This window comes from Kitasatospora sp. NBC_00374 (genome assembly GCF_041434935.1).
Classification (GTDB): Bacteria; Actinomycetota; Actinomycetes; order Streptomycetales; family Streptomycetaceae; genus Kitasatospora.
Map to the genome: position 1 here is coordinate 4528880 of NZ_CP107964.1, position 26127 is coordinate 4555006.

25 protein-coding genes are annotated in these 26127 nt (G+C 73.1%); 14 read left to right on the plus strand and 11 right to left on the minus strand.

Annotation, left to right across the window (positions count from 1 at the left end; translation table 11 throughout):
* Positions 1-9: 9 nt before the first annotated feature.
* Positions 10-1845, plus strand: coding sequence for a GAF domain-containing sensor histidine kinase (locus tag OG871_RS20370; RefSeq protein ID WP_371498391.1), 1836 nt, complete (start codon positions 10-12; stop codon positions 1843-1845).
* Between the two features lie 48 nt (positions 1846-1893).
* Here OG871_RS20370 and OG871_RS20375 read toward each other — a convergent pair whose 3' ends face one another.
* The 4 genes from OG871_RS20375 to OG871_RS20390 all read right to left on the minus strand — a co-directional run bounded on the left by OG871_RS20375 (position 1894) and on the right by OG871_RS20390 (position 4872).
* Positions 1894-2499 carry a hypothetical protein gene (locus OG871_RS20375; protein WP_371498392.1) on the minus strand — a complete coding sequence of 202 codons (606 nt, stop codon included), beginning with the start codon at positions 2497-2499 and terminating at the stop codon, positions 1894-1896.
* A gap of 110 nt (positions 2500-2609) precedes the next feature.
* Entirely contained in the window at positions 2610-3422 is an 813-nt protein-coding gene (locus tag OG871_RS20380) for an HAD family hydrolase (protein ID WP_371498393.1), read from the minus strand.
* Between the two features lie 81 nt (positions 3423-3503).
* Positions 3504-4346 (minus strand): hypothetical protein, encoded by an 843-nt coding sequence (locus tag OG871_RS20385; RefSeq protein ID WP_371498394.1) that lies wholly within the window; start codon positions 4344-4346, stop codon positions 3504-3506.
* Between the two features lie 73 nt (positions 4347-4419).
* A complete protein-coding gene (locus OG871_RS20390; RefSeq protein WP_371498395.1) occupies positions 4420-4872 on the minus strand; it encodes a DUF6153 family protein in 453 nt (150 codons plus the stop codon).
* Between the two features lie 93 nt (positions 4873-4965).
* Between OG871_RS20390 and OG871_RS20395 the strand changes: the two genes are divergently transcribed.
* Entirely contained in the window at positions 4966-5400 is a 435-nt protein-coding gene (locus OG871_RS20395; protein ID WP_371498396.1) for a helix-turn-helix domain-containing protein, read from the plus strand.
* A 39-nt stretch (positions 5401-5439) separates the two neighbouring features.
* Positions 5440-5853 carry a VOC family protein gene (locus tag OG871_RS20400; RefSeq protein ID WP_371498397.1) on the plus strand — a complete coding sequence of 138 codons (414 nt, stop codon included), beginning with the start codon at positions 5440-5442 and terminating at the stop codon, positions 5851-5853.
* Between the two features lie 125 nt (positions 5854-5978).
* On the opposite strand, the gene OG871_RS20405 is transcribed toward OG871_RS20400, so the two are convergent.
* On the minus strand, positions 5979-6227 hold the full coding sequence (locus OG871_RS20405) for a hypothetical protein (protein WP_371498398.1): 249 nt from the start codon (positions 6225-6227) through the stop codon (positions 5979-5981).
* Positions 6228-6289: 62 nt separating this feature from the next.
* Between OG871_RS20405 and OG871_RS20410 the strand changes: the two genes are divergently transcribed.
* From OG871_RS20410 to OG871_RS20450, 9 genes are all read left to right on the plus strand, one after another.
* On the plus strand, positions 6290-7177 hold the full coding sequence (locus tag OG871_RS20410; protein ID WP_371498399.1) for an LLM class flavin-dependent oxidoreductase: 888 nt from the start codon (positions 6290-6292) through the stop codon (positions 7175-7177).
* Positions 7178-7429: 252 nt separating this feature from the next.
* On the plus strand, positions 7430-8353 hold the full coding sequence (locus tag OG871_RS20415) for a hypothetical protein (protein WP_371498400.1): 924 nt from the start codon (positions 7430-7432) through the stop codon (positions 8351-8353).
* Positions 8354-8417: 64 nt separating this feature from the next.
* The gene (locus OG871_RS20420; RefSeq protein WP_371498401.1) at positions 8418-9281 is read left to right on the plus strand and encodes a hypothetical protein; all 864 of its coding nucleotides are present in this window, start codon (positions 8418-8420) and stop codon (positions 9279-9281) included.
* Positions 9278-10156 (plus strand): hypothetical protein, encoded by an 879-nt coding sequence (locus tag OG871_RS20425; protein ID WP_371498402.1) that lies wholly within the window; start codon positions 9278-9280, stop codon positions 10154-10156. The genes OG871_RS20420 and OG871_RS20425 overlap by 4 nt, the downstream gene beginning before the upstream one ends.
* Complete coding sequence (locus OG871_RS20430) at positions 10153-11262, plus strand: hypothetical protein (protein ID WP_371498403.1); 1110 nt, start codon at positions 10153-10155, stop codon at positions 11260-11262. The genes OG871_RS20425 and OG871_RS20430 overlap by 4 nt, the downstream gene beginning before the upstream one ends.
* A gap of 148 nt (positions 11263-11410) precedes the next feature.
* On the plus strand, positions 11411-12415 hold the full coding sequence (locus OG871_RS20435; protein ID WP_371498404.1) for an ABC transporter ATP-binding protein: 1005 nt from the start codon (positions 11411-11413) through the stop codon (positions 12413-12415).
* Positions 12399-13298 (plus strand): ABC transporter permease, encoded by a 900-nt coding sequence (locus OG871_RS20440; protein WP_371498405.1) that lies wholly within the window; start codon positions 12399-12401, stop codon positions 13296-13298. The genes OG871_RS20435 and OG871_RS20440 overlap by 17 nt, the downstream gene beginning before the upstream one ends.
* A gap of 9 nt (positions 13299-13307) precedes the next feature.
* Entirely contained in the window at positions 13308-14225 is a 918-nt protein-coding gene (locus OG871_RS20445) for an ABC transporter ATP-binding protein (protein WP_371498406.1), read from the plus strand.
* A gap of 82 nt (positions 14226-14307) precedes the next feature.
* Positions 14308-15027, plus strand: coding sequence for an ABC transporter permease (locus OG871_RS20450; protein ID WP_371503367.1), 720 nt, complete (start codon positions 14308-14310; stop codon positions 15025-15027).
* Positions 15028-15057: 30 nt separating this feature from the next.
* On the opposite strand, the gene OG871_RS20455 is transcribed toward OG871_RS20450, so the two are convergent.
* Positions 15058-16308, minus strand: coding sequence for a CynX/NimT family MFS transporter (locus OG871_RS20455; RefSeq protein WP_371498407.1), 1251 nt, complete (start codon positions 16306-16308; stop codon positions 15058-15060).
* 74 nt (positions 16309-16382) lie between these two features.
* Positions 16383-17114, minus strand: a complete 732-nt coding sequence (locus OG871_RS20460; protein ID WP_371498408.1) for a FadR/GntR family transcriptional regulator — start codon at positions 17112-17114, stop codon at positions 16383-16385.
* A 474-nt stretch (positions 17115-17588) separates the two neighbouring features.
* On the opposite strand from OG871_RS20460, the gene OG871_RS20465 reads away from it, so the two are divergent.
* Both OG871_RS20465 and OG871_RS20470 read left to right on the plus strand, forming a co-directional pair.
* A complete protein-coding gene (locus OG871_RS20465) occupies positions 17589-18494 on the plus strand; it encodes a sporulation protein (protein WP_371498409.1) in 906 nt (301 codons plus the stop codon).
* 164 nt (positions 18495-18658) lie between these two features.
* Positions 18659-20500: an LCP family protein gene (locus OG871_RS20470; RefSeq protein ID WP_371498410.1), complete on the plus strand. Its 1842-nt coding sequence runs from the start codon at positions 18659-18661 to the stop codon at positions 20498-20500.
* Positions 20501-20610: 110 nt separating this feature from the next.
* On the opposite strand, the gene OG871_RS20475 is transcribed toward OG871_RS20470, so the two are convergent.
* The 4 genes from OG871_RS20475 to efeB form a co-directional block, all read right to left on the minus strand.
* Complete coding sequence (locus tag OG871_RS20475; RefSeq protein WP_371498411.1) at positions 20611-21477, minus strand: Cof-type HAD-IIB family hydrolase; 867 nt, start codon at positions 21475-21477, stop codon at positions 20611-20613.
* A gap of 59 nt (positions 21478-21536) precedes the next feature.
* Positions 21537-22811 (minus strand): serine--tRNA ligase, encoded by a 1275-nt coding sequence (serS, locus tag OG871_RS20480; RefSeq protein WP_371498412.1) that lies wholly within the window; start codon positions 22809-22811, stop codon positions 21537-21539.
* A 768-nt stretch (positions 22812-23579) separates the two neighbouring features.
* Positions 23580-24515 (minus strand): prephenate dehydratase, encoded by a 936-nt coding sequence (pheA, locus tag OG871_RS20485; protein WP_371498413.1) that lies wholly within the window; start codon positions 24513-24515, stop codon positions 23580-23582.
* Between the two features lie 203 nt (positions 24516-24718).
* Entirely contained in the window at positions 24719-26011 is a 1293-nt protein-coding gene (efeB, locus tag OG871_RS20490) for an iron uptake transporter deferrochelatase/peroxidase subunit (RefSeq protein WP_371498414.1), read from the minus strand.
* Positions 26012-26127: the final 116 nt, after the last annotated feature.

Consider the following 26127-nt stretch of genomic DNA (forward strand, 5'->3'; position numbering starts at 1 on the left):
GCTCGAAACATGGAGACCCCGCCGCAGGCCCCGACCGCGCAGCCGCCCGAGCCCGAGCCGCCCGAGCCCGAGCCGCCCGCGCAGCCGGAGCCCGCGCCGCACCGGGTGCCCGAGATCTCCTCACTCGACCTGGACACCCTGGTCACCGAGGTCTCCGAGCGGCTCCAGTCCGCCGCCGCCGTCACCGACCGGATGCAGCGGCTGCTGGAGGCCGTGGTCTCGGTCGGCGCCGGGCTCGACCTGCACGCCACGCTGCACCGGATCGCCACCGGCGCGGCCGAGCTGGTCGACGCCGAGTACGCCGCGCTCGGCGTGATCTCCCCGCACGGCACCGGGCTCTCGGACTTCATCCACGTCGGCATCGACGACACCACCGCCGAGGTCATCGGCGAGCTGCCCGCCGGCCGGGGCATCCTCGGCGCCCTGATCGACAACCCCGAGCCGCTGCGCCTGGCCGACCTCGGCGAGGATCCGCGCTCCTCCGGCTTCCCGCCGCGCCACCCGCCGATGACGTCCTTCCTGGGCGAGCCGATCCGGGTCCGGGCCGAGATCTTCGGCAACCTCTACCTCACCGAGAAGAAGGGCGGCGGCGGCTTCACCCCCGAGGACGAGCAGGTGGTGCACGCACTGGCCGCCGCGGCCGGGGTCGCGATCGAGAACTCCCGCCTGTACGAGAACGTGCGCCGCCGGGAGCGCTGGATCGCCGGCGCCTCGGCGGTCACCACCGCGCTGCTCTCCACCGACGAGGCGAAACTCGCCCTCACCGTCGCGGCCGAGCAGGTCCGGGAGCTGGCGGACGCCGCGGTCGGCATGATCCTGCTGCCCACCGTCGACGGGCAGATGCGGGTCGCGCACGCCTCCGGCGAGGTCGCCGAGTACCTCAACGGCGAGCTCATGCCGCCGGGGAGTTTCGCCACCCACCTGATGGCGGGGGAGAGCGTCCACCTCGACGACATGTCCTCGGACCCCGCGGTGGTGCTCCGGCTCGCCCGCCGGTTCGGGCCCTCGATGGCCGTCCCGATGGTCTCGTCCGGCCGGGTGCTCGGCGGCCTGTGCGTGTGGCGCGAGCGCGGCTCAGCGCCGTTCACCGACGACGAGAAGCAACTCGCCCAGACCTTCGCCTCCCAGGCCGCACTCGCGCTGCGGCTGGCCGAGGGACAGCGCGACAAGCAGCGTCTCGCCGTCTTCCAGGACCGTGACCGGATCGCCCGCGACCTGCACGACCTGGTCATCCAGCGGCTGTTCGCGACCGGCATGATGCTGGAGAGCGCCGCCCGCCGCGCGGTGGTTCCGGAGGTGCGCTCGGGCATCGGCAGAGCGGTGGACGAGCTGGACGCCACCATCCAGGAGGTCCGCACCACCATCTACGCCCTCCAGCACGGTGACACCGACGACCAGCCGGACACCCTGCGGACCAGGGTGCTGCGCGAGGGCAGTCAGGCCGCCGCGGCCCTGGGCTTCAAGCCCACCATCACCTTCACCGGCCCGGTGGAGAGCCTGGTCGGCGAGAAGACCTCCCTCCAACTCCTCGCCGCGCTCCGGGAGATGCTCTCCAACACGGCCCGCCACGCCCGGGCCTCCCGGGTCGCCGTCGAGGTCGCCGCCACCGTTCACCTGGACGACCAGGGCCGCCCCGTCCCCGGCGACCCGGAGGCCCTGGACCGGGCGGGCAAGCCCGGCGTGCTGCTCACCGTCACCGACGACGGCGTCGGCATCCCGGACGGCGGCCGGCGCAGCGGTCTGCGCAATCTCGCCCGCCGGGCCGAGGCGCTCGGCGGAGACGCCTGGCACGAGCCGGGCCCGCACGGCAAGGGCACCCGGGTCCGCTGGACGGCCCGGTACTGAGAGCCGGGTACCCGGAGCCGGGTACGGGCGCCCTGGCGCGGCGGTCCGTCAGGAGTGGAACTTCTCGGTGGCCTTGGTGATCTTCCCGGAGGCGTCCAGCACGACCTCGTAGGTGAGGTTGGAGAAGCAGGGGCGCTTCTCCGGGTCCTCGGTGTGGTCCAGGCACTTGGCGGTGTGCTCGGCCAGCTGGGCGAGGGTGACCTTCTTGGTCTGGAACGAGAGATCGGTCAGCTCGACCACCGCGCCGGCGGCGAAGGAGTACGTCTTCTCGGCGCCCGCGTCCGCCCAGTGCCCGTCATTGGGGTCGCACTCGAACGTGGTCTCCTTGGCGTGGAACGCCGTGGCGGTCGAGGCCTTGGAGACGTTGAGCATCCGGTGCCCGGCGGCGAGCTTCGGCGCCGCACCGCAGTCCATGCCCGGCTCGGCCGGGTCCCCGCCCTGCGACGCGGCCCCGGAGGGCTTCGCGGAGGACTTCGCCGGGGCCTGCGGCGAGCCGGTGGCGGCCGGGGTGCCCGCCGCGGTCGTGCCCGCGGCCCTGGCGTCCCCGGCGCCGGTCGACGTGTCGCCGGCGGGGTCGCAGGCGGTCAGGGTGAGGGCCACCAGAGCGGCGGTGGCGGCGGTGGTCGCGGTGCTCAGAACGCTGCGGACGGACAAGGCGGTTCATCCCCCAAGGAAGGCGTCGTCGATCGAACTGACGGTCGGACAGACTACCGTCGGCCGCCGACCCGCCTCCGCCGCGCCACCGACGCCGGGTCAGGAACCGCTCACAGCAGGGTCTCGATCACGGCCGCCACCCCGTCCTCGTCGTTGCCCACCGTGTGCTGCGCCACCGCCGCCAGCACCTCGGGGTGCGCGTTGGCCACGGCGTAGGACCGGCCCGCCCAGGCGAGCATCTCCAGGTCGTTCGGCATGTCGCCGAAGGCCACCACCTCGGACCGGTCGATGCCCTGCTCACCGCACCAGCGGGCCAGCGTGCTCGCCTTGGTGACCCCGCGCGCGCTGATCTCCAGCAGCGCGACCGGGCTGGACCGGGTGATCTCGGCCAGCCCTCCGGCCACCACCCTCGCCCGGGCCAGGAACACGTCCGGGTCCAGCTCGGGGTGCTTGGCGAGCAGCTTGAACAGACCGCCGACCCGTCCGTCGCCCAGCAACTGCTCGGCGGTGGCGACCGGGTGGTCCTCGTCCGACCCCCACATCCGCAGTTCGTACTCCGGTTCCCGGGCGAAGCCGCCCGGGAACTCGAAGGCGAACGCCGTCCCCGGCAGCTCGGCGCGCAGCGCCGCCACCACCGCCGTCGCGTCCGCCACGGCCAGCGGGAAGCTCTCCACCAGCTCGCCGCGCCGGACGTCCACCACGGCCCCACCGTTCGAGCAGATCGCCACCCCGTGGCCCCCGATGTGTGCGCTCAGCTGCGTCATCCAGCGCGGCGGGCGGCCGGTCACGAAGACCACCTGGATGCCCGCCCGCTCGGCCTGCGCCAGGGCGGCGGCGGTCCGCTCGGAGACGGAGCCACTGGCGCAGAGCAGCGTGCCGTCCAGGTCGGTGGCGATCAGGCGGGGGCGTGGGAAGGTGGTCACCGTCCCATCTTCGCGCACCTGCGCCGGGGCCCGGGGGAGGCGTACCCTCCCCGGCCCCGGCGTACGGCCCTGCGGCCCGGATCAGCCCGTGCTGATGGTGAGTGCGGCGGTGTGCAGCGTGCCGCCGGTCTGGAACTGGACGAACAGCCGCCAGTCACCGGCCGCGGGCAGCTCGGCGTGGAACCTCAGGTCGGGGCCGCCGTGGCCGGTCGCGACACCGCCCTCCGGGTGCAGGTGGGCGAAGGCCTGATCGCCGGCGTGGAACGCGGTCAGGTGGCCGAAACTCTCCAGGTACGGCTCGAGATCGGTCACCGGCCGGCCGTCCCTGGTCACCGTGAGCTTCAGCGCGCCGGTCTTCGGGGTGTGCTGCACCGCGACGGTGTACCCGTCGACGGTGGTGCTGGTGGCGGCGGCCGGCAGTGCGGCGGCGGTCGTCCCGCCGGGCACCGTGACGGCCCGGCTGAGCACCAGGGCGGCTCCCTTGCCCGGCCCGCTGTCAGGGGTGAACGAGGTGTAGAGCCGCCAGTCACCCGGCTCCAGCGGGGTCAGCGGCGCCGTCCAGGTGCCGTCCGGGGCGAGCGCCGGGTGCAGGTGCTGAAACCCGGTCAGGTCGGACCGGATCGCGTAGAAGTGCAGCTGCTTGGTCTGCTCCGGCACGAAGGCGGTGACCACCTTGCCGTCCGGTCCGGTGATCCGGAACCGGTAGTCGGCGGGTGCGGTCGGCGCGGCGAGCTCGCCGTCCAGCCGGTAGCCGTTCTGCTCGGCGCTCAGGCCGGTCCCGGTGGACATGGCGTGGTGGTCCATCCCGGACATGTCGTGCCCGTGGTGCTTGGGGCTCGGCGAGGAGGCGCAGGCCGTCAGCGCGACGGCGAGCAGGCCCGCGGCGGCCACGGCGGCCAGGGCGCGGGAGGAGGTGTGCTTCACGGGGTGTTCTCCAGGGTTCGGTACGGGCAGGGCTGGTCGTCCGGACTCCCGCGGGGAAGCCCGGGCGGGCCCGTCAGGTCCGTGAGACGCACACCTGGAGCAGCACCTCACGGCCCCGGTCCGGCGGGGCCCGGCAGCCGGACGCGGCCACTGCCGGCGGTGCCGCGCCCCCCGCCGGTGGCGTCGCGACGGTACCCAGCGGCGCCGGGCCCGGCTGCGGCAGCGAGGCCCCCTCGGCCCGGCCGCGGGCGGCCACGCACAGCCCGTCCGCCCGCTGGACCGTCAGCGCGTTCGCCGGCGTGCCGGCCGGGTGCCGGTGCGGGTCGAGGCGGTGTACGTCGGGTCGGGATACGTCGGGCCGGTGCGCGTCGACCGCCGCGGCCCGATGGCAGCCGACGGCGGCGGCCGGGCTGCCGTGCATCAGGAACAGCCCGAGCAGCAGCGCACACAGCACCCCGAACCGGGGCACCGCCCCACCGCGCACCGCCACTCCCACGCCCTCCGCCCAGTCGACCCGTGCCGCCAAGATACCCCCACCAGGTATGGGCGCGGCCGCCGAAACCCGGGGTGGGCGCCGACCGGGCCCGGGGCCCGGGGCACCGCACTATGCTCCGTAGACATGGCGTCCGTCCCCCTCGCCCGTCACCTGGTCCGCGCCAAGGACCTCGCCGACGCCCGGTACGCCGAGCCACTGACCGTCGACGACCTGGCCCGCGCGGCCGGCCTGTCCCGCGCCCACTTCAGCCGCGCGTTCCGCCGGGCCTTCGGCGAGTCACCGCACGCCTACCTGCTGACCCGCCGCCTGGAACGGGCCGCCACACTGCTGCGCAGCACGGACCGCTCGGTCGCCGACATCTGCTTCCTGGTCGGCCTGCAGGGCGTGGGCTCCTTCACCACCAGCTTCACCCGCATGTACGGCATGTCGCCGACGGCCCACCGCGAGCTGTACCCGCCGGCCTCCGCACACGCCCTGATCCCGGGCTGTGTCCTGCGCGCCTACGGGCGCCCGCAACACCGCACATTTCGAGAAGACGGTGGCAGCGGCCCGAACTAGCGTGGTCAGCGATCGATCCGCCCGACCGAGGAGGACCCCGTGATCTCGATCGCCAACGCGCAGGTATGGGTGCACGACCAGGAGGAGGCACTCGCCTTCTACACCGAGAAGGTCGGCCTGGAGGTGCGGGACGACGTCAGCTTCCCCGAGCTGGGCGACTTCCGCTGGCTGACCGTCGGGCCGCCCGGACAGCAGGACATCGCCATCGTGCTGATGGCCATCCCCGGCCCGCCCGTGATGGACCCCGCCACCGCCGAACAGGTCCGCGACCTGACGGCCAAGGGCTTCGCCGGCACGGTCTTCCTCAGGACCGACGACTGCCAGGCGTCCTACGAGGAGATGACCTCCCGCGGAGTCGAGTTCACGGAGAAGCCCGAGCAGCGCCCCTACGGCATCGACTCCGGCTTCCGTGACCCGTCCGGCAACAACATCCGGCTCACCCAGGTCCTGTGACCGGGCCGGGCGGGCGGCCGTCCGCGGCGGGACTCCCCCGCCGCCGGGCCACTCCCCGTCCGCTCTGGCGCGCCATCGGGTTTCGGGACACGCCAGGTCCAACACGACCGTCTCGAAGCGTTCGGTCACGCGGCGCTCGCCGGACCCGCCGACCCGGCGGAGCCGAAGATCCTGGCGTGCGCCTCGGACATCTCCTCGTCGGTGAACGCGCCCTGCTCATCCTGGTAGCGGCGAAGGTCGTCCGCGAGCAGCTGGTGCCGAATCTGGCGGGCGACCGCCTCCGCGACATACCCGGAGACGTTGTCGGTGAGCTTTCTCAGCTCGTCCACCTGTTCCGTCGGGAGGGTGACGGTGATGCGAGTGGTTGCTGCCATGAGGAGAGCGTGCTGCGGTATGCGCCTGAGTGGCGGGCTCTTCGGGACATAGGGTCGAGGGCATGCGACTGAGTACCGTGATCCTCCCCATCCACCGGTGGGGCGAGGGACAGAAGATCTGGCGGCGGGCCGAGGACCTCGGGTTCCATGCCGCGTACACCTATGACCACCTATCGTGGCGGTCGTTCCGGGACGCGCCCTGGTACGGCGCGATTCCCACCCTGACCGCCGCCGCGACGGCCACCGAGCGGATCCGGCTGGGGACGCTCGTCACCTCGCCGAACTTTCGGCACCCGGTCACCCTGGCCAAGGAGTTGCTGACGGTCGACGACGTCTCCGACGGGCGGCTCACCGTCGGGATCGGGGCCGGCGGGGTCGGGTTCGACGCCACGGCGACCGGGCAGGAGGCGTGGTCGCCGAAGGAGCGGGCGGACCGGTTCGCCGAGTTCCTGCCGCTGCTGGACGAACTGCTCACCAGCGACGCGACCACCAGCGAGGGCCGCTACTACTCGGCCGTCGAGGCGCGCAACATCCCCGGCTGCGTCCAGCGGCCCCGGGTGCCGTTCTACGTCGCCGCCGCCGGCCCGCGCGCGCTGCGGCTGGCGGCGGAGTACGGCCAGGGCTGGGTGACGTACGGCGACCCGCGCGGGCCGGCGGATGTGCCGGTCGAGCAGGCGCCGGCCGTGATCGCCGCCCAGCTGGCCAAGCTCACCGCCGCCTGCGAGGAGCGTGGCCGGGACGTGGCGGAGCTGGAGAAGGTACTGCTGCAGGGGTCGACGGCGGAGCGGCCGCTGGCCTCGTTGGACGCGTTCGTCGACTGGGCCGGCAGGTACCGGGAGCTGGGCATCACCGAGCTGGTGATCCACTGGCCGGTCCCGGACTCGATCTTCGAGAACGACCTCGCGGTCTTCGAGCGGATCGCCACCGAGGGCCTCGCACAGCTGGGTTGAGCCTCCCGGGGGCGGTCCCGGACGCAGTCGGGTGGCCACGGTGTGGCCACCCGATTGCGGTTCGATCACGACGTGTCCGATTGATGGCTCAATGAGCCGACTTTCGTAGGGATTGCGGTTGTTGGTCCGGAGGGTCCGCTCTCATAATTCCAGCTGACACGCGTGTCGGTCGGCTTCATCCGGGCAGCAGGGGGAGGCTCGCGAGGCTCGGGCCCGCGCGCGGCACAGTCCGTTCCACCTGGGGGGAGTCCCTTGACCGTGCCCGAAGACAGCCCTGACGCCGACTCGGCTGTCCCTGAGAGCCTGTCAGCGGCTCCGGCCCTCCCGTCCCTTCCGGAGTCGCAGCCGCAGCCGCAGCTCGACCCGCAGCCGGAGCCGGAGCGGGAGTCACAGCCGGGGGCGCTGCCGGAGTCGCAGCCGAAGCGCGGCCCGGCCCGGCCCGCCCGGGTGGCCCTCGCGGTCGCCGGTCTGCTGGCCGTCACCGCCACCAGCACCGCGGTCACCGTCGCCGTCGGCAGACCCGAGGACCGGCCCCGGGCCGTGGCGGCCGCCCCCGCGGCGACGCCGAGCGCGACCGCGTCGGCCACCCCGTCGCCTAGCCCCTCGCCGACCGTCGTCCCGAGCACCCCGCCGCCGCCCGCGCCCAAGCCGAGCAGCACCCTGCACGGCACCGTCAGCGGCGACCGGCACGGCGGTGACCTGCGCTTCTTCCTGGTCCCGATGCCGGACGGCGCCGAGTCCTACGGCTCCTCGGACGGAACGAAGCTGAGCACGGACGACCTGTCCGCCGAGTTCGGCAACTCGGACGAGATCCCGCGCATCCTGAAGTCCTACGGCTACCAGGACGACGCCGCCGAGCGCCGCTACCGCACCGCCGACGGCAAGCAGGAGGTGTCCGTGCGGATGCTGCGCTTCAGGAACAGCGACATGGCGCGCGAGTTCGCCAAGGGGATGAGCTTCGACTCCGGCGACTCCTTCGACATCGACGGCGACAGCGGAGCCAAGGGCGTGCTGATGAAGCCCGAGCAGGAGGCCTGGACCGGGAAGCTGGTCGGGGTCTCCTCCGTGGGCGATGTCGAGTACCAGGTCTCCGTCTATGTGAAGGGCACCCCGGACAAGGCCCTGCTGGCGGACGCGATGCGGCGTCAGCGTGAGCGTCTGGGCTCCGGTGGCTGAGCCGCAGCCGGCCGAGCTGCCGGCCTCCGTCCCCGACGCGACCCCACCTGCTCAGGAGCACCCCGTGACCACCGAGACCCCGGAACCACCGGTTCCCGAGGCTCCCGCCGTACCCCCGGCACCTCCCGCCCCGCCCGAGCCCGGGACGCCGGCCGAGGCCGAAGCCGTACCCGGGACGCCGGCCGAGCCCGGTGCCGAGCCCGGTGCCGTGGCCGACGCCGAGGCCCGGCCCGGCACACGCAGGATCGGCACCGCCCGGCTGCTGATCGCCGCCGCGCTGCTCGGCCCGCTGCTCGGTGCGGTGGGCGGCTACGCCATCCAGGCGAGCCGGCCCCCGACGCCGCTGCCGTCCCTGCAGGTCGGCACGCCGCACTACCCGGCCGCCACTCTGGACGAGCAGGCCGCCGCGGCGGCCCTGCCCAGGCCGCCAGCCGTCGACGGCGACCTGCGCAAGCTGCTGATCAGCAGGCCGGAGGGCACCGAGGCCTGGGACAACTACGGCTACGGCGACGACTCCGGCTGGATGACGATCGGTGAGAAGGCGCTGTCGTACGGCGGCGCGGACCGCGAGTTCCGCTCGCTGGTCCGGGAGGGCTTCCAGCGGGACGCCTACCTGGCCTGGAAGAAGGGCGAGACCCGCTACCTGGTCGAGCTCATCCAGTACGACGCCAAGTCCAGCCAGTCGGCGGTCGCGCTGGTCAACGAGCTGACGGGCGGCCAGCCGCTGGACGGCGGGACGATCAACGGCTCGTACAAGGCCTCCGACAAGCAGTACACGTACAGCGAGAGCACGGAGAAGTACTACTACGGGGAGGCGGTGGCACGGCGCGGCAACGTCGCGATGCTGATCACGGTCTACTCCCCGAGCCAGGTCAACGGCGACGAGCTCAAGGCCCTCGCCAAGCTGCAGTGGGAGCGGCTGGTATGAGTGAGTCCGCAGTGAACCCGGCCCCGGCCCCGGCCCCGGCCCCGGCTCCGGCTCCGGTCGAGCCGTCGCCCGTCCCGACTCCTGAGCCCGTCACGGCGGCCCCGGCCTCGGGCCCGGCCCCGGTTTCGGGATCCGCCCCGCGGGCCGGCTTCGCCGTACGGGCCGGCGCCGCCGTGGTGGCCGCCGCCCTGGTCGGGGTCGGCCTCGGCCTCGGCATCATCAAGGTCGGGTACGACGACCGGCCCGCCGCCCAGGCCCTGCCCGCCCCCGCCCCGAGCGCGACCGCCTCGCCGTCCCCCGCGTTCGGTGCCAAGTCCAACGGCAGCCACTTCGGCTCGATGCGCGACCTGCTGCTGCCGGTGCCGACGGGCTACTCGCTCGGCCCGGACTCCGGCGCGTACGGCAACGACACCGAGCTGACGGAGGAGCAGCGCAAGGCGTGGGTCGAGGACGACGTCCGGGCCCTGCCGCCGAAGCTCCAGGATCTCGTCCGCAAGGTCTGGCAGGAGACCCCGCTCAAGGGCGGCGGCGTCCGCACCATGGTCAGCGGCGACGCCGGCATGGTGGTGACGGTCTGGCTGCTGCAGTACCACCAGGAGGCCGTGAAGGCGGACAACGCCTGGGCCGAGGCGCTGGGTTCCGACTCCGGCCTGTTCCGGATCGGCCCGGAGATCCCCGGGCACGCCGAGGCGCACTGCTACCTGCCGCACCTGCCACCGGGCTCCCTGGTGGACTACCTGTCCTGCTCCGCGGCCGAGGGCGACCTCCGCGTGGTGGTCCGGGTCGAAGGCGTCGCGCCGCTGCCCAAGGACAAGGTCGTCACCCTCTTCACCCAGCAGCTCGACCGGCTGGCCCGTCCAGGAGCGTCCGTATGACCGACACCACCGAGCCCCTGCCCGAGGAGCCCGGCCGCCCGCCGACGGCGCCGCCGGTCCAGCCGCCCGCTCAGCAGCCGGCTCAGCCGGCTGTCGCACCGCAGGCCGCACCGCAGGCCGCACCGCCGTCCGCACCGGCGCCCGTACCGCCGCCGGCCCAGCCGTGGGCCGCGCCGGCCACCGGTGCGACGGTCGACGAGGTCTGGGCGCTGCCGATGGAGGCGGCCCTCGCCGAGCAGGCCCGCCGGCCCCGCCGGGCGGCGCTGCTGCGGTGGGGCGGCGCCGCGCTGATCCTGGTGCTGACCGGCACGGCCACCGCCGTCGCCGTCACCGCACCCGAGCGCACCAGCCTCCCCGGTCTGCGGACCCCCAACGACGGCCGCTACGCCTTCCCGCCGCTGTCGCTGCCGCCGCTGCCCGCGGGCAAGGAGGCACCGGGCAAGGCCGACCTGCACCGGCACTTCGCGGACCTGCGGCAGCTGCTGCTGCCCGCGCCGGCCGGAGCGACGCTCGAACAGCCGGCCCCGGACGCCTCCACGAGCGCCTCCGCGGGCGCGACCCCGAGCGCCGGCCCGAGCCCGGCCATCAGCCCGAGCCCGGGCACCAGCCCGACCGGAAGCCCGAGCACCGGCAGCGGCGCGAGCCCGACCGCCGGCGCGCTCCCCGCCGGGATCTGGGCCGACTGCAACGGCTTCGCGGCCGGCGACAAGAACCCGGAGAAGACCACCGCAGCCCTGCTGGAGAGCGCCTGCCGGGCCGCCACCAAGCGGGTCTGGACCGGTCCGGACGGCACCCGCACCGAGATCTGGCTGCTGCAGTTCGGCTCCAACACCGAGGCCAACCGCTTCTACGAGCGCACCGCCACCAAGTCGGAGCCGAAGGACACCGCCGCGCTCCACCGCTCCGACCTGGTCTTCTCCGCCATGCCGAGCGTCGCGGCCCAGGCCCGGGCCACCGGTCAGAAGACCGACGGCCGGCCCGTCGCGCAGGCCGCCGACATCGCGGCCGGAGACGTGGTGGCCCGGATCGTGATGACCAACCCGCAGGGCGTACCGGAGCAGGCCTTCCGGCAGGTGGCCGTGCTCCAGGCGGACCTGCTGGCCTGAGCGGCGGTCAACGGCAGGGCCGGCCCGTCAGGGTTCTGCGGTGCAGAGCCCCTAGGGGCCGGCCCTGCCGCGTCATCCCGGAGGACGATCCCGGGCTCAGCATCCCAGCTCATGCCCGGCACACGAGCCGCCCACTACCTTGGTGAACGTGTCCACTGTCATCAAGACGGACGGCCTCACCAAGAGGTTCCCCCGGGTCACCGCTCTCGATCAGCTCACCGTGGAGGTGCAGCCCGGAGTGGTTGGCCTGGTCGGTTCGAACGGGGCGGGCAAGTCCACACTCATCAAGATCCTGCTCGGGCTCGCCCCGGCCACCTCCGGCACCGGCCAGGTCCTCGGCCTGGACATCGCCACCGAGGGCCCGGCGATCCGCGAGCGCGTCGGCTACATGCCGGAGCACGACTGCCTGCCGCCCGACGTCTCGGCGACGGAGTTCGTCGTCCACATGGCGCGGATGGCCGGCCTGCCGGCCGCCGCCGCCCGGGAACGGACGGCCGACACGCTGCGCCATGTCGGCCTCTACGAGGAGCGGTACCGCCCGATGGGCGGCTACTCCACGGGCATGAAGCAGCGCGTGAAACTGGCCCAGGCGCTCGTCCACGACCCGCAGCTGGTGCTGCTCGACGAGCCGACCAACGGGCTCGACCCGGTCGGCCGCGACGACATGCTGGCCCTGATCCGCCGGGTCCACAGCGACTTCGGCATCTCGGTCCTGGTCACCACCCACCTGCTCGGCGAGCTCGAACGCACCTGTGACCACCTGGTGGTGATCGACGGCGGCCGGCTGCTGCGCTCCTCCTCGACCGCCTCCTTCACCGAGGCCACCCAGCTGCTCGCGGTGGAGGTCACCGACCACCCCGACGACCTGTCCCTGGACGCCGACCTCGCGGTCCGCGACCGGCTCGCCGCCGCCGGGCTCACCGTCCGCCCGGACGGCTCCCGGGTGCTGCTGGTCGAGATGGCGGGCGAGGACACCTACGACACCATCCGGGACACCGTCGCCGGCCTCGGCCTCGGCCTGGTCCGGCTGGAGCAGCGCCGCCACCGGGTCGCCGAGATCTTCACCACCGACTCGTCCGAGGCGCCGTCGGACGCGCCCGTGGCGAGCGCCGACCAGCAGGCAGGAGGTGCTCCCGATGTCGTTGCCTCCTGAGCCCAGGACCGCGCCCGACAGCGGCGTCATCCACAACATCGGCTACCGCGGCTACCGGGGCCCCCGGCTCGGCCGCTCGTACGCCACCCGCTCGCTGTTCGTGCAGAGCCTGCGCGGTGCCTACGGACTGGGCCGCTCCGGCAAGTCCAAGGTGCTGCCGATGCTGATCCTCGGCGCGCTCTCCGCGATCGCCCTAGTGATCGTCACCGCGACGATCATGACGAAGCAGCAGAAGCTGATGACGGACTACACCGCCTTCCTCAGCAACTTCGGCCTGCTGGTCACCATCTTCCTGGCCGCCCAGGCGCCCGTGCTGATGTCCCGGGACCTGCGGCACAACACCGTGCCGCTGTACTTCTCCCGGCCGATCACCCGCGGCGACTACGTCCGCGCCAAGTTCGCCGCGATGACCGCCGCCATGCTGATCCTGATGGTGGTGCCGCTGCTGGTGCTCTACATCGGGGCCGTGCTCGGCAAGCTGTCCTTCGGCGACAACACCGAGCACTTCCTCTACGGCCTGGGCGCCGCCGTGCTCTACGCGGTGGTCTACTCCGCGATCGCGCTGCTGATCGCCGCCGCCACCCCGCGGCGCGGCTTCGGCGTGGCGGCCATCATGGGCGTGCTGGTCGTCAGCAACATCCTGGCCACCATCGCCTACGGCATCAACGGCGGCTTCGAGGGCACGGAGTCCGCCAACTGGGTCGCCGTGATCTCCCCGGAGATGCTCGTGGAGAGCGTCGTCAACGAGCTCTTCGGCCTGGCGACCGACGGCCGGGGGATCCACGCCCCGAGCACCCTCGCGGCCGTGGTCTTCGCGATCGAGCTCCTCGCCGTGGTGGTCCTCTCGTACCTGTCCACGCTCCGCCGCTACCGGAAGATCTGAGAGGTCGTCATGGCTGTCATCGCGATCGACAAGGTCTCCCGCTGGTTCGGCAACGTGGTCGCCGTCAACGACATCAGCATGCGGATCGGCCCCGGCGTCACCGGCCTGCTCGGGCCGAACGGCGCCGGGAAGTCCACCCTCATCCACATGATGAGCGGCTTCCTCGGCCCCTCCGCCGGCGAGGTCACCCTGGACGGCGCACCGATCTGGCGCAACCAGCAGGTCTACCGGCAGATCGGCCTGGTCCCCGAGCGCGAGTCGATGTACGACTACCTGACCGGCTGGGAGTTCGTCCTCGCCAACGCCGAACTGCACGGCCTGCCCGACCCCGGTGAGGCCGCCCGCCGCGCCCTCGCCCTGGTCGAGATGGAGTACGCCCAGGACCGCAGGACCGGCACCTACTCCAAGGGCATGAAGCAGCGCGTCAAGATGGCCTCCGCCCTGGTCCACGACCCGGCCGTGCTGCTGCTCGACGAACCCTTCAACGGCATGGACCCGCGCCAGCGGCTCCAGCTGATGGAGCTGCTGCGCCGGTTCGGCGCGGACGGCCGCACGGTGCTGTTCTCCTCGCACATCCTGGAGGAGGTCGAGCAGCTCGCCCGCCACATCGAGGTCGTGGTGGCCGGCCGCCACGCCGCCTCCGGCGACTTCCGCAAGATCCGCCGCCTGATGACGGACCGCCCGCACCGCTACCTGGTCCGCTCCAGCGACGACCGCAGGCTGGCCGCGGCCCTGATCGCCGACGGTTCCACCGCCGGCATCGAGCTCGACCAGCAGGAGAAGGCCCTGCGCATCCAGGCGGTCAACTTCCAGGGCTTCACCACCCTGCTGCCCAGGGTCGCCCAGGAAGCCGGCATCCGGCTGTACACCGTCTCCCCGGCGGACGAGTCGCTGGAGAGCGTCTTCTCCTACCTCGTCTCGTCCTGAGCCCTCGGCTCGCCGTGAGCCGACCCCCCGGCCGTCTCCTGCTCGTGAGATCGCCAGAACGCCGCCAGAAGGGCTGGAACCCATCGTGAACCCGACCGTCGCCAGGCTGACCGTGCGCGGCCTGCTCGGCCGCCGCCGCGGCGTCCTGCTGCTGGTGGTCCCCGCCGTGCTGCTGGTGATCTCCCTGTTCGCCCGCGGAGCCGACCAGGACAAGCACGACCTCACCGTCAGCATCCTCGGCCAGCTCTCGCTCGGCACCCTGGTGCCGATCCTCGGCCTGGTGATCGGGACGGGCGTGATCTCGACCGAGATCGACGACGGCTCGATCGTCTACCTGCTCTCCAAGCCGATTCCCCGGTGGCAGATCATCACCACCAAGCTGGCCGTGGCGATCGCCACGACCTGGGCCTTCGCCGCCGTCCCCACCCTGCTCGCCGGCCTGATCATCTACGGGCCCCAGGAGGGCATGGCGGTCGGCTACGCGGTCGGTGCGCTGGCCTCCGGCGCCGCCTACAGCGCGCTCTTCCTGCTGCTCGGCGTCGTCACCCGGCACGCCGTCGTGGCCGGCCTCGCCTACGCGCTGGTCTGGGAGAGCCTGATCGGCAACTACGTCGAGGGCGCCCGCACCCTGAGCGTCCAGCAGTGGGGCCTCGCGGTCGCTGAGTCGGTCGCCACGGACGGCGCGATCAGCTCCGAGGTCGCCCTCGGCACCGCCGTCCCGCTGCTGCTCGGCGTCGCCGTGGCCGCCACGGTGCTCGCATCGGTCAAGCTGGCCGGTCTGACCCTCGCCTCGGAGGAGTGACCCGGGCGGGCCGGGGCACCGGCGCCGCCGTCACAGCGTGCGGTTGCGCCCGGCTCCCCAGCCCGCCACGGCCGCCGCCGCGGCCAGACCCAGCATCAGCACCAGGGGGACGGTCCAACCGCCCGTCAGCTGGTGCAGCGCACCCGCACCGACCGGCCCGGACGCCGCCACCAGGTACCCGACGGCCTGGCTCATCCCGCCCAGCCGGGCGGCGCCCGCCGGGGTGTTCGTGCGCAGCACGATGAACGCCAGCGCCAGGCCGAACGAACCGCCCTGCGCGACGCCGAGCACCGCGGCGGCGGCCCAGGCCCCGGAGACCGGCGCGAGCAGCAGCAACGCGATGCCGGCCGCGTTCATCGCGGCCATCGCCACGGCCAGCCCGCTCTGCCGGGTCATCCGGCCGGCCAGCAGCGGCACCAGGAACGCACCGGCCACCTGGAGCAGGTTGCTGAACGCGAAGACCAGGCCGGCCTCACCGCGGTCCATGCCGTGGTCGGCCAGGATCGTCGGCAGCCACGCCACCAGGACGTAGACCAGCAGCGACGAGACACCCATGAAGCCGCTGATCTGCCAGGCCAGCGACGAGCGCCAGATCCCCTCGATCGGCCGGCCGGCCGGTGCGGCCGGGCCGCCCGTGCCACCGGTCCGCGCGGCGCCGGCCGCCTGCCGGGACCTCAGCACCTGCGGCAGCCACGCCAGGGCGGCCACCACCGCGAGCAGCGACCAGGCCCCGAGCGAGGCCTGCCAGCCGCCGCCGAGCGCCTTCTCCAGCGGCACCGAGGAGGCGGCCGCCAGGGTGGCGCCCACCAGCGTCGCCGTCGAGTACAGGCCGGTGGCGGCGGCGGCGCGGTCCGGGAACTCGCGCTTCACCAGGCCCGGCATCGAGACGTTCAGGACGGCGATCGCCACCCCGATCACCACGCACCCGAGGTACAGCGCGAGCGCCGAGGGCAGCACCCGCACCAGCACACCGGCGCCCAGCGTGAGCACCGCTCCCAGCACCACCCGCTCGGTGCCGAACCGCCTGGTCAGCCGAGGTGTCAGCGGTGCGCCCACACCCTGGAACAGCGCCGGCACGGTGGTGATCAGCCCGCTGGCCGTCGGGGACAGGTGGAAGGTCCGCTGGATCTCCCCCAGGACCGGGGCGACCGCCGCCAGGCAGGCCCGCATGTTCAGCGCGACCAGCACGATGCCGGCCAGGAACAGCGCGGGGTGCGCGAGCCTGGTGCGGGTACGGACCGTGGGAATGGCAACCGGCTGCTGGGCGCGGGTGACCGACATGAGGTGGTGCTCTCTCTGGAACGGGGCGGGACTGCGGTGGGCGGCGGAAGGAGAGGGCCGGTGCGGCCCCCGCGTCACTTCCGGGCCGCGATGGCGGCGAGCAGCTGCTCCACGGCGGCCGTCGGCTCCGCGAGCAGCTCGCGACAGGCGGTCTCGGCCCGGTCCGGGTCGCCGCTCTCGATCGCGTCGACCAGCGCCGCGTGGGTGGCGATGACCACCTCGGGCATCTCGTGGTCGCCGAACGCCGTCCGCATGGACTCCCGCACCGAGGCGCCGAAGTACCGGTAGATCTCGCCGAGCGCCGGGTTGTGCGCGGCGTCGACCACGGCGGTGTGGAACTCCAGGTCGTGCTCGACCGTCGCCTCGCGGCCGGCCCGCTCGGGATGGGCGGCGAGCACCTCGGCCTCGCGGGCCAGCGCGGCCCGCATCCGGGCGATGTCCTCGGGGGTGTGCCGCACGGCGGCCAGCCTGGCCGCCTCGGCCTCCAGCGCGGCCCGGACCTCCAGCACGTCCCGCACGCCCGAGCGCTGCACACCGCGCAGCACGGCGGCCGGGTCGCTGGTGCTCCGTACGAAGGTGCCCTCGCCCTGCCGGGAGACCAGCATCCCGGCGTGCGCGAGCACCCGGATCGCCTCGCGGACGGTGTTGCGCCCGACCTGCAGGCGCTCGGCCAGCTCGTGTTCGCTGGGGATCTTCGAGCCGACCGGCCAGGTCCCCGTGGCGAGCTGCTCGCGGAGCTGCTCGATCGTGACGTCGACCAGGGAGCGTCGGCCGGCGGCCTGCAGTCCGTCGTTGGCACCGGTCACCGGGGGTTCCTTCCTGGGTGCACGGGGGCGGGAGGGTCGATCGGAAGTCATCCTACAACTGCTTGTCCGGTCATCCTACAAGTGGGGTGGGGTGGTGTCACGGCGGCTCGGGCGATCGGGTGACGGCGCGCGGTGGCGGCACGGTGGAGGCCCAGGTGGCGGTCCGGGTGGAGGGCCGGGTGGAGGCCCGGGTGGCGGCGTCAACCGGTGACCGTGGATCGCCCGTCCGGGTCCGGTCCGGGTGCCCCCTTGACGTTCGCGCGCCGGAACGCGTGGCCCGGTGGCGCGGTCCGCGCCCACCGCGACGGGAACCCGGGACGGGGGCAGGCGGCCCGCTCGGGCGGGCGTGCGGCCCGAACGTAGAGTCCTCCCCGGTCCGTAGCGTCGGCGCGGCCGGGAACCGCCCCGGTGCGGGCTGCGTTTCTCCGATCGCCTGTGTCCACCGCTTTTCGTTCTCTCCTGGAGTCCGCCCTCATGGTGTTCAAGAAGCTGCTCGGTGCGCTCGGGGTCGGCGGCCCCACCGTCGACACCGTCCTGTCCACGCCGGTCGTCCAGCCCGGCGGGCTGATCCAGGGCCAGGTGAACCTGGTCGGCGGCACCCAGGACGCGGAGATCACCGGGATCACGCTGACCCTGGTCGCCCGGGTCGAGATCGAGCACGAGGAGGGGGAGAGCACGGGCCTGTCCCCGTTCGCCCGCTTCGCGGTCAGCGCGCCGTTCCGGCTGGCGGTGGGCGAGCAGCGCTCCGTCCCGTTCAGCGTCACGGCGCCGCACGAGACCCCGATCACCGGCTTCGCCGGCTGGCAGCTGCCGGGCATGGCGGTCGGGGTGCGGACCGAGGTCGAGATCAGCGGCGCCCGGGACAAGGGCGACGCCGACCCGCTCGGGGTGGCCCCGCTGCCGGTGCAGCAGCGCGTCCTGGACGCGTTCACCGCGCTCGGGTTCCGGCTGCGCAGCGCGGACCTGGAGGCCGGGCACATCCGGGGCAGCGCGCAGCGGCTGCCGTTCTACCAGGAGATCGAGTTCGCGGCGGCGCCGCAGTACGCGCACCTGTGCCACGCGGTCGAGCTGACCTTCGTCGCCTCCGAGTCCGGGACGGAGGTGGTGCTGGAGTTCGACAAGCGCGCGGGGGACGTGATCCACCAGCACCGCCTGGAGCACACCGCGGCGGAGCAGGACCTGACCTCCGTGGTGGACGGCTGGCTCCAGCAGGTGGCCTCCGGCTACGGGCACGGCGGCCACGGACACGGCGGTCATGGCGGTCATGGTGGTCACGGCGGCTTCGGTGCGGCGGCGGCCGGCGCGGCCGCGGGGCTGGTCGGAGGCCTGGTGCTGGGCGAGGTCGCGGACGAGGTCTTCGAGGACTTCTTCGAGGGCTGACGGCCCTTGGGGCCGCGCCGGGATGTGGCCGAACGGGTCATCGGTGGCCCGGCTCGTGACTCCTGAATGATGCCTTTATATGCTCCGCAGAGCTCTACGCGTCGGTACTGCACTCGGTGCGTTGCTGAGGCTTCGTGTTGCTGCCGTCGGTGAAGGGTGTACGCATGGCAGGCCAGAGGGCGGGGGCGTCCGGCCAGGACGCCGACTGGTGGCGCGACGACGCCTCGGACCAGGGCGGCGGTTACCGCGACGACGCGCCGCACCGCGATGACGCCCGGCCCGCCGGCGGTCCGTCGGTGGTCGGACAGCGGCGGCGCAGACCTGAGCAGGCAGCGGCCGAACAGCCCCGGCCGGGCGGCCGGGCCGAGGCCCGCCGGGCCCAGCAGGGCCGCGGTGGCCGCGGCGGCGCCGGGAACGGTCCGGGTGGCAGCGGTGCGGGTGCCAACGGGACCGGTGGCAACGGGACCGGCGGTCCGGCCGCCGGTGGCCGGGCCGCCGCCCGCGGGCGGAAGAAGAAGCCGCGCAGCAAGAAGAAGATCGTCATCTGGACGGCGGTCGGCGCCATCGCGCTGGTGACGGCGGCCGGCGGCGCGGTCTACCTCAAGCTCAACGGCAACATCCAGTTCTTCGGCGACGACGCGCTCAGCTCGGACCGCCCGGCCGCGGCCGCGCCGGACGCCCAGGGCCGGGTGCCGATCAACGTCCTGCTGATCGGCTCGGACTCCCGCGACGGTGCCAACCGCGACCTCGGCGGCGGTGAGGACGGCGGCGCCCGCTCGGACACCACGATGCTGCTGCACGTCTACGCCGACCACAAGCACGCCGTCGGGGTCTCGTTCCCCCGCGACGCGCTGGTCGACATCCCGTCGTGCAAGCTGCCCAACGGCAAGTGGACCAAGCAGCAGTCCGGCGTGATGTTCAACAGCGCCTTCTCGGTCGGCAACACCGACCAGGGCAACCCGGCCTGCACCCAGAACACCGTCGAGAAGCTGACCGGGATCCGGGTCGACCACACCATCGTGGTCAACTTCAACGGCTTCGCGTCGATGACCAGCGCCGTCGGCGGCGTCGATGTCTGCCTGCCGAACGCGATCTACGAGGGCGACCTCAACCCCAACCTCGGGCACAAGGGCAAGCAGCTCTACCCCAAGGGCGTGCAGAAGGTCGAGGGCCAGGCCGCACTGGACTACGTCCGGCTGCGACACGGCATCGGCGACGGCTCGGACATCGGCCGGATGAAGCGTCAGCAGGCCTTCATGTCCTCGCTGATCAAGCAGGTCAAGGGTGCCGGCATGAACCCGGGCACCCTCCTCCCGCTCGCCGACGCGGCCACCAAGTCGCTGCTGGTGGACGAGGGGCTGAACACCGCGGCCAAGCTGCTGTCCTTCGCGATGACGATGAAGGACATAGACCTGCACAACATCAAGTTCCTCACCACTCCCTGGAAGTTCGACAAGGAACGGGTCGCGCTGGTCTACCCGGACGTCACCCAGCTCTGGACGGCGCTCAAGGCCGACCGCACCCTCGACGGCCAGGACGCCAGCGGCGGCACCCCCGCCCCGGCCGAGAGTGCGTCGCCCGCCCCGAGCGCCGAACCGGCCACGGCCGCGCCGGCCATCGTCAAGGGCGCCGGCATCAAGGTCGGCGTCTTCAACGGCACCACCACGTCCGGCCTCACCACCAAGGCGGCGACCACCCTCAAGGCGTCGAAGTTCACCGTCACCGCGACGGCCAACGCCGCCCAGCAGAACCACGCGACCACCGTGGTCCAGTACGGCCCGGGGGAGAAGGCCAACGCCCAGACGGTGGCCTCGCTGTTCCCCGGCGCCACCCTGGAGGCGGGCAGCAAGGCGGGTATCAGTCTGGTGCTCGGCCAGGACTTCGCCGCCGCCAACGGCGGTTCCGCCGCCGCTGGTTCGGCGGCGCCCGGCCCGCTGCCCAGCTCGGTCGCGCAGGAGGCCCGGTCGGCCGACGACGATCCCTGCTCGAACGTCTCCTTCGGCTGACGCCGGCCGCCCGGCCGTCGGACCGTCGCGAACAGCACCGGGCGCCGCACTCCACGGAGTGCGGCGCCCGGGGTTCTCGCCCTGGTCCGGGATCCGGCCCGGAGGCGGCGTCAGCCGAGGCCGAAGACCCGCTCCAGCACGACGGCCACGCCGTCCTCGTCGTTGCTCACGGTGATCTCGTCCGCCACGGCGCGCAGGTTCTCGTGTGCGTTGGCCATGGCGACGCCGTACCCGGCCCAGTTGAGCATCGGGATGTCGTTGGGCATGTCACCGAAGGCGATGGTCTGCGCGGCCCGCGCGCCGAGCCGGCGTGCGGCGATGGCCAGGCCGGTGGCCTTGGTCAGCCCGAGCGGCAGTATCTCGACGATCCCCGGGCCGGCCAGGGTGACCCCGACCAGGGCGCCGGCGACCCGGTGGGCGGTCTCGGCGAGGGCGTCGTCGTCGAGCTCCGGGTGCTGGATGTAGAGCTTGCTGATCGGGGCGTCGAACAGCCGGTCCGCGGCCACCTGGGTCACCGGCAGGTCCGAACCGATCTTCAGCCGGTAGCCGGGGCCCGCCAGCACCTCGCCGTCCAGGCCGTCCTGGTTGGCGGCCACCACGAGCGGGCCGATCTCGGCCTCGATCTTGGCGAGCGCCACGGCGGCCAGCTGTCGGTCCAGGGTCAGCGAGGTCAGCAGCTTGTGCGCGCCCGCGTCGTACACCTGGGCGCCCTGCCCGCAGACGGCGAGGCCGGTGTAGCCGATCTCGTCGAAGACCGGGCGGGCCCAGCCCGCCGAGCGGCCGGTGACGATGATGTGCCGGGCACCCGCTGCCGTGACGGCGGCCAGCGCGGCGAGGTTGCGCGCGGACACCGTCTCAGCGGTGTTCAGCAGGGTGCCGTCCAGGTCGGTGGCGACCAGCCGGTACGGCAGGTCGCCACCGAGGATGTCCGCAGGGGTGTCGGAAGAGGAGTCGGGGCGGTGGCCGGGCGTGCTCATCTTCCGTACATCTCCATGGAGTTGCGGTGTCGCGGCGGCGGTGCGCCGCCGCGGTGCGGTTACTTGGCCGGCTCGATGACGGCGCGTCCGCCGAGGAACGGCCGCAGTGCCTGGGGCACCACCACCGAGCCGTCGGCCTGCTGGTGGTTCTCCAGCAGCGCGACGATCACCCGGGGGACGGCGACCAGGGTGCCGTTCAGGGTGGCGAGCGGGCGGACCTTGCCGTCCTCGCGCATCCGGATCGACAGCCTGCGGGCCTGGTACTCGGTGGTGTTGGAGGTCGAGGTGACCTCGCGGTACTTGCCCTGGGTCGGGATCCAGGCCTCGATGTCGAACTTCCGGGCGGCCGAGGCGCCGAGGTCGCCGGAGGCGACGTCGATCACCCGGAACGGCAGCTCCAGCGCGTTGAGGAAGTCCTTCTCCCACTGGAGCAGACGGCGGTGCTCCGCCTCGGCGTCCTCGGGCGTGGTGAAGACGAACATCTCCACCTTCTCGAACTGGTGCACCCGGATGATGCCGCGGGTGTCCTTGCCGTACGTCCCGGCCTCGCGGCGGAAGCAGGAGGAGAAGCCCGCGTAGCGCAGCGGCAGCTTGTCCGCGTCCAGGATCTCGTCCATGTGGTACGCCGCGAGCGGGACCTCGCTGGTGCCGACCAGGTACCGGTCGTCCTCGGCGAGGTGGTAGACGTTCTCGGCGGCCTGGCCGAGGAAGCCGGTGCCGTCCATGGCCGCCGGGCGGACCAGGGCCGGGGTGATCATCGGAGTGAAGCCGGCCGCGTCGGCCTGCGCCATCGCCATGTTGACCAGGGCGAGCTCCAGCAGCGCGCCGATGCCGGTCAGGTAGTAGGAGCGGGCGCCGGCGACCTTGGCGCCGCGCTCGGTGTCGATCGCACGCAGGAGCTGGCCCAGCTCGACGTGGTCCTTGGGCTCGAAGCCCTCGGCCGCGAAGTCGCGCGGGGTGCCGATCTCCTCCAGGGTGACGAAGTCCTCCTCGCCGCCCACCGGCGCGGCCGGGTCGATCAGGTTGGCGAGCGAGCGGAGCAGGCGCTCGGCCTCCTCCTTGGCCTCGGACTGCTCGGCGTCGGCGGCCTTCACCTCGTCGGCCAGCACCTTGGTGCGCTGGAGCAGGGCGGCCTTCTCGTCGCCCTGGGCCTTGGGGATCTGCTTGCCGAGCGTCTTCTGCTCGTTGCGGAGCTCGTCGAAGCGACTGCCCGAGGACCGGCGCCGTTCGTCGGCGGAGAGGAGGGCGTCGACGAGCTCGACGTCCTCGCCACGGGCGCGCTGCGAGGCGCGCACTCGGTCTGGGTCCTCACGGAGCAGGCGAAGGTCAATCACGGGCCAAGCCTACCGGGGAGAGGCTGCCCATCAGGAAACGGTTTGCGCGATCGCGATCGTGGGGGGCCGGGTCGGCCGGCGCCGGAGCTTGTCACCCCGTACCGGAGCGGTCGCGCTCGGTGCGCTCTTCTGTCATCCTGCGCCGAGCCGGGCGCCCGGCTCCGGGGTGGACGGCGGAGAACGGCGGCCGGCCTGGGGATAACTCGCCCCATCCTGTGGATAACCGCTGCCGGGAACCTGGCGGGCGGAGGTTTTCCACAGGCCCGCCCCGTAGCCTGTGGATTGTGGAGAGGTGGCGGATCCGGGCCGACGCGGCCAGGGAATTCAGGCTCTAAACCTCAATCATCCTTCTGGACTGAGGTAATTCGCTCGCTCGGACGGGTGATTTATTGGTCAAAGGGTGACTCTGGCCCGATTAGTCACCCCTATGTCGCTAGCTGATGATCTGAGCGGATGCGACTGTGGCTATGCCGTTTTGTCGACTCGTCCCCAAGGTTGTGGATAACTTCGGTTCGGGGCGCCCTGTGGACGGAACCCCGGGCCTGTGGACGACGGGAGCGGACCGCCGGGCCGCCCGGATCCCGGGCGTGGAACTGCCTTCCGGGCGCACTGCACCACGTAGGTGAACTTGCCCGCGTGTCGAAAACTGGCAGATCTGAACAGAAAACGACGGATTGGTGTCTTATCCGGTCAGCCCGGTCAGCCCGGTCAGCCCGGTCAGCGCGGTAGGCCCGGCGGGCACGTGCCCGATCGGACCGGGCCCGCGGCTCAGACCTCGCCGCGGCCGTCCAGGCAGCGGGACAGCCAGTCGGCCGCCGTGGCGAAGTCGGCGTCCGAGGTACCCGGCCTGAGCTCACGGGGGCTGCCCTTGTCCGCCCGCGGATAGGAGCCGAGGAACCGTACCTGCGGGCAGATCCGCTTCAGGCCCATCAGCGCCTCGCTCACCCGGCGCTCGCTGAGGTGCCCCTCGCAGTCGATCAGGAAGCAGTAGTTGCCCATGCCCTCGCCGGTGGGCCTGGACTCGATCCGCATCAGGTTGATCCCGCGGACGGCGAACTCCTGGAGCAGTTCGAGCAGCGCGCCCGGGTGGTCGTCGGGCAGCCAGACCACCATCGAGGTCTTGTCGGCCCCGGTGGGCGAGGAGACCCGCCCGGGCCGGCCCACCAGGACGAACCGGGTGGTCGCGTTCGCGGCGTCGTGGATGTCGTTGACCAGCACGTCGAGCCCGTACAGCGGTGCCGCGAACTCACCCGCGAAGGCGCCGTCGAAGCGGCCCTCCTGGACCAGCCGCGCGCCGTCGGCGTTCGAGGCGGCCGACTCCCACTGGGCGTCCGGCAGATGGGTGGCGAGCCACCGTCGTACCTGCGGCTGTGCGACCGGGTGGCTGGTGACGGTCTTCACGTCCGTCAGTGCCGTGCCGGGGCGGACCAGCAGGGCGAAGGCGATCGGCAGCAGCACCTCGCGGTAGATCATCAGCTGCTTGCCCGAGGCGAGTTCGTCGCTGGTCGCGGTGACCGCGCCCTCGACCGAGTTCTCCACCGGGACGAAGGCGCCGGCGGCCTCGCCCGCGCGGACCGCGTCCAGGGCCGCGGGCACCGAGGCGACCGGGACCAGCTCGCGGGTGGCCGCCTCGGGCAGAGTGCGCAGCGCGGCCTCGGTGAACGTGCCCGCGGGCCCGAGATAGGTGTAGCGGGTCGCGGACATTGCTGCCTCCGTACGCGCGGGGTGATGCAGAGCAGTACTCGACTTGCCACCTTAGTCACTCGGGCGCCCGGGTACGGCCGCGTTCCGGTCCGTGGGCAGAGCGGCCGGGCGGGGCGGGCCGGGTTCGTCGCCGTGGTGGTTCGCGGCTCTTCGCGCCCGTTGCCGTCCGGCCGCGCCCGTTCTGGGGGGAGGGGCGCCCGCGGTCAGCCCTCCAGCAGGGCCTGCCCCACGTACCCGCCGTCCGGCGCCCCGGGCGGCACCGCGTACAGGCCGCTCGCCTCGTGCCGCAGGAAACGCGACAGACCGTCACCCCGGGAGAGCTTGCGCTGCACGGGCACGAATCCGCGGGCCGGGTCCGACTGGAAGGCGACGAACAGCAGCCCGGCGTCCAGCGAACCGTCGGGCAGCAGGCCGTCGTGGTACGAGAAGCCGCGGCGCAGCATCGCGGCCCCGCCGTTGGCGGCCGGTGCGGCGACCCGGACGTGGGCGTCGGCGGGGATGGCGAGCGTCCCGTCGGGGTTGACGGCGTCCAGGGCGACCGGGGTGGACTCGCCCCCGCCGGACAGGGGGGCGCCGTCCGACTTTCGCCTTCCTATCACCCGCTCCTGACGATCCGTCGGGAGGCTCTCCCAGTTGTCCAGCAGCATCCGGATCCGGCGGACCACCGTGTACGAGCCGCCGGCCAGCCAGTCGGGGCCGTCGGCGAACACCCGGGCGGCGAAGTCCGGATCGGCCGGTTTCGGGTTGTTGGTCCCGTCGACCTGGCCCATCAGGTTGCGGCCGGTCATCGGCCGGGCGGTGGCGCCCGGCGTGCGGTGGAAGCCGGACATCTGCCAGCGCAGCGAGGCCAGTCCGGTGGCCTGCCGCTGGAGCACGCGCAGGGCGTGGAAGGCGACCAGCGCGTCGTCGGCACCGATCTGCACCCAGAGGTCGCCGTCGCCGCGTGCGCGGTCCAGGGCGTCGCCGGGGAAGTCCGGCAGCGGGGTGAGGGCGGCGGGGCGGCGGTCGGTGAGGCCGGTGCGGTCGAACAGGGACGGGCCGAAGCCGAAGGTGACGGTGAGGGAGCACGGGCCGGCGTCGAGGGCGATCTGGTTCTCGTGCTCGCCGGCGGGCCTGCCCTCGGCCAGCAGCGCGGCGGTGGCGGACCAGGTCCGCATCAGCGTGCGCAGGCCGTCCCGGCCGGTGCCGTCGGCCAGGTCGAAGGCGGCGAGCTGGACCCGGGCCTGCTGGGGCTGGAGGATGCCGGCCTGGTGCGGGCCGTGGAAGGGGATCGCCGTCGCGCCGAGGGCGGGTGCGGCGGACGCGTCGGTGCGGCGGGTGGTCGCGGCGTTCGCCGCGAGCGTCCCGCCGGCCGCGCCGAGGGCGAGGCCCGCGCCGGCGCTGCCCAGCAGGGTGCGGCGGGAGATGCCCGTGGCGGTTGTGGCGGTTGTGGTGGTCGCCGTGGTGGTCGCCGTCGGCGTGGTCGCCGTCTCGTTCGTCTCGTTCGTCTCGTCCACTGTTCACCAAATCGCAAGCATTCACTGATGGGTGACTGTTCATCGGGTGGTCGATGTCTGCGCCCGGGTCAACGTTCACCGATCCGCGACCGCTCATGTGCGGGTGAGCATTCACG

What these genes read in the sequence shown, in the direction of transcription:
- OG871_RS20370 (WP_371498391.1), top strand. Translation starts at nt 10, where the DNA reads ATGGAGACCCCGCCGCAGGCCCCGACCGCGCAGCCGCCCGAGCCCGAG.
- OG871_RS20395 (WP_371498396.1), top strand. Translation starts at nt 4,966, where the DNA reads ATGGCGTCCGTCCCCCTCGCCCGTCACCTGGTCCGCGCCAAGGACCTC.
- OG871_RS20405 (WP_371498398.1), bottom strand. Translation starts at nt 6,227, where the DNA reads ATGGCAGCAACCACTCGCATCACCGTCACCCTCCCGACGGAACAGGTG.
- OG871_RS20410 (WP_371498399.1), top strand. Translation starts at nt 6,290, where the DNA reads ATGCGACTGAGTACCGTGATCCTCCCCATCCACCGGTGGGGCGAGGGA.
- OG871_RS20425 (WP_371498402.1), top strand. Translation starts at nt 9,278, where the DNA reads ATGAGTGAGTCCGCAGTGAACCCGGCCCCGGCCCCGGCCCCGGCCCCG.
- OG871_RS20430 (WP_371498403.1), top strand. Translation starts at nt 10,153, where the DNA reads ATGACCGACACCACCGAGCCCCTGCCCGAGGAGCCCGGCCGCCCGCCG.
- OG871_RS20440 (WP_371498405.1), top strand. Translation starts at nt 12,399, where the DNA reads ATGTCGTTGCCTCCTGAGCCCAGGACCGCGCCCGACAGCGGCGTCATC.
- OG871_RS20445 (WP_371498406.1), top strand. Translation starts at nt 13,308, where the DNA reads ATGGCTGTCATCGCGATCGACAAGGTCTCCCGCTGGTTCGGCAACGTG.
- OG871_RS20455 (WP_371498407.1), bottom strand. Translation starts at nt 16,308, where the DNA reads ATGTCGGTCACCCGCGCCCAGCAGCCGGTTGCCATTCCCACGGTCCGT.
- OG871_RS20465 (WP_371498409.1), top strand. Translation starts at nt 17,589, where the DNA reads ATGGTGTTCAAGAAGCTGCTCGGTGCGCTCGGGGTCGGCGGCCCCACC.
- OG871_RS20470 (WP_371498410.1), top strand. Translation starts at nt 18,659, where the DNA reads ATGGCAGGCCAGAGGGCGGGGGCGTCCGGCCAGGACGCCGACTGGTGG.
- OG871_RS20475 (WP_371498411.1), bottom strand. Translation starts at nt 21,477, where the DNA reads ATGAGCACGCCCGGCCACCGCCCCGACTCCTCTTCCGACACCCCTGCG.
- pheA (WP_371498413.1), bottom strand. Translation starts at nt 24,515, where the DNA reads ATGTCCGCGACCCGCTACACCTATCTCGGGCCCGCGGGCACGTTCACC.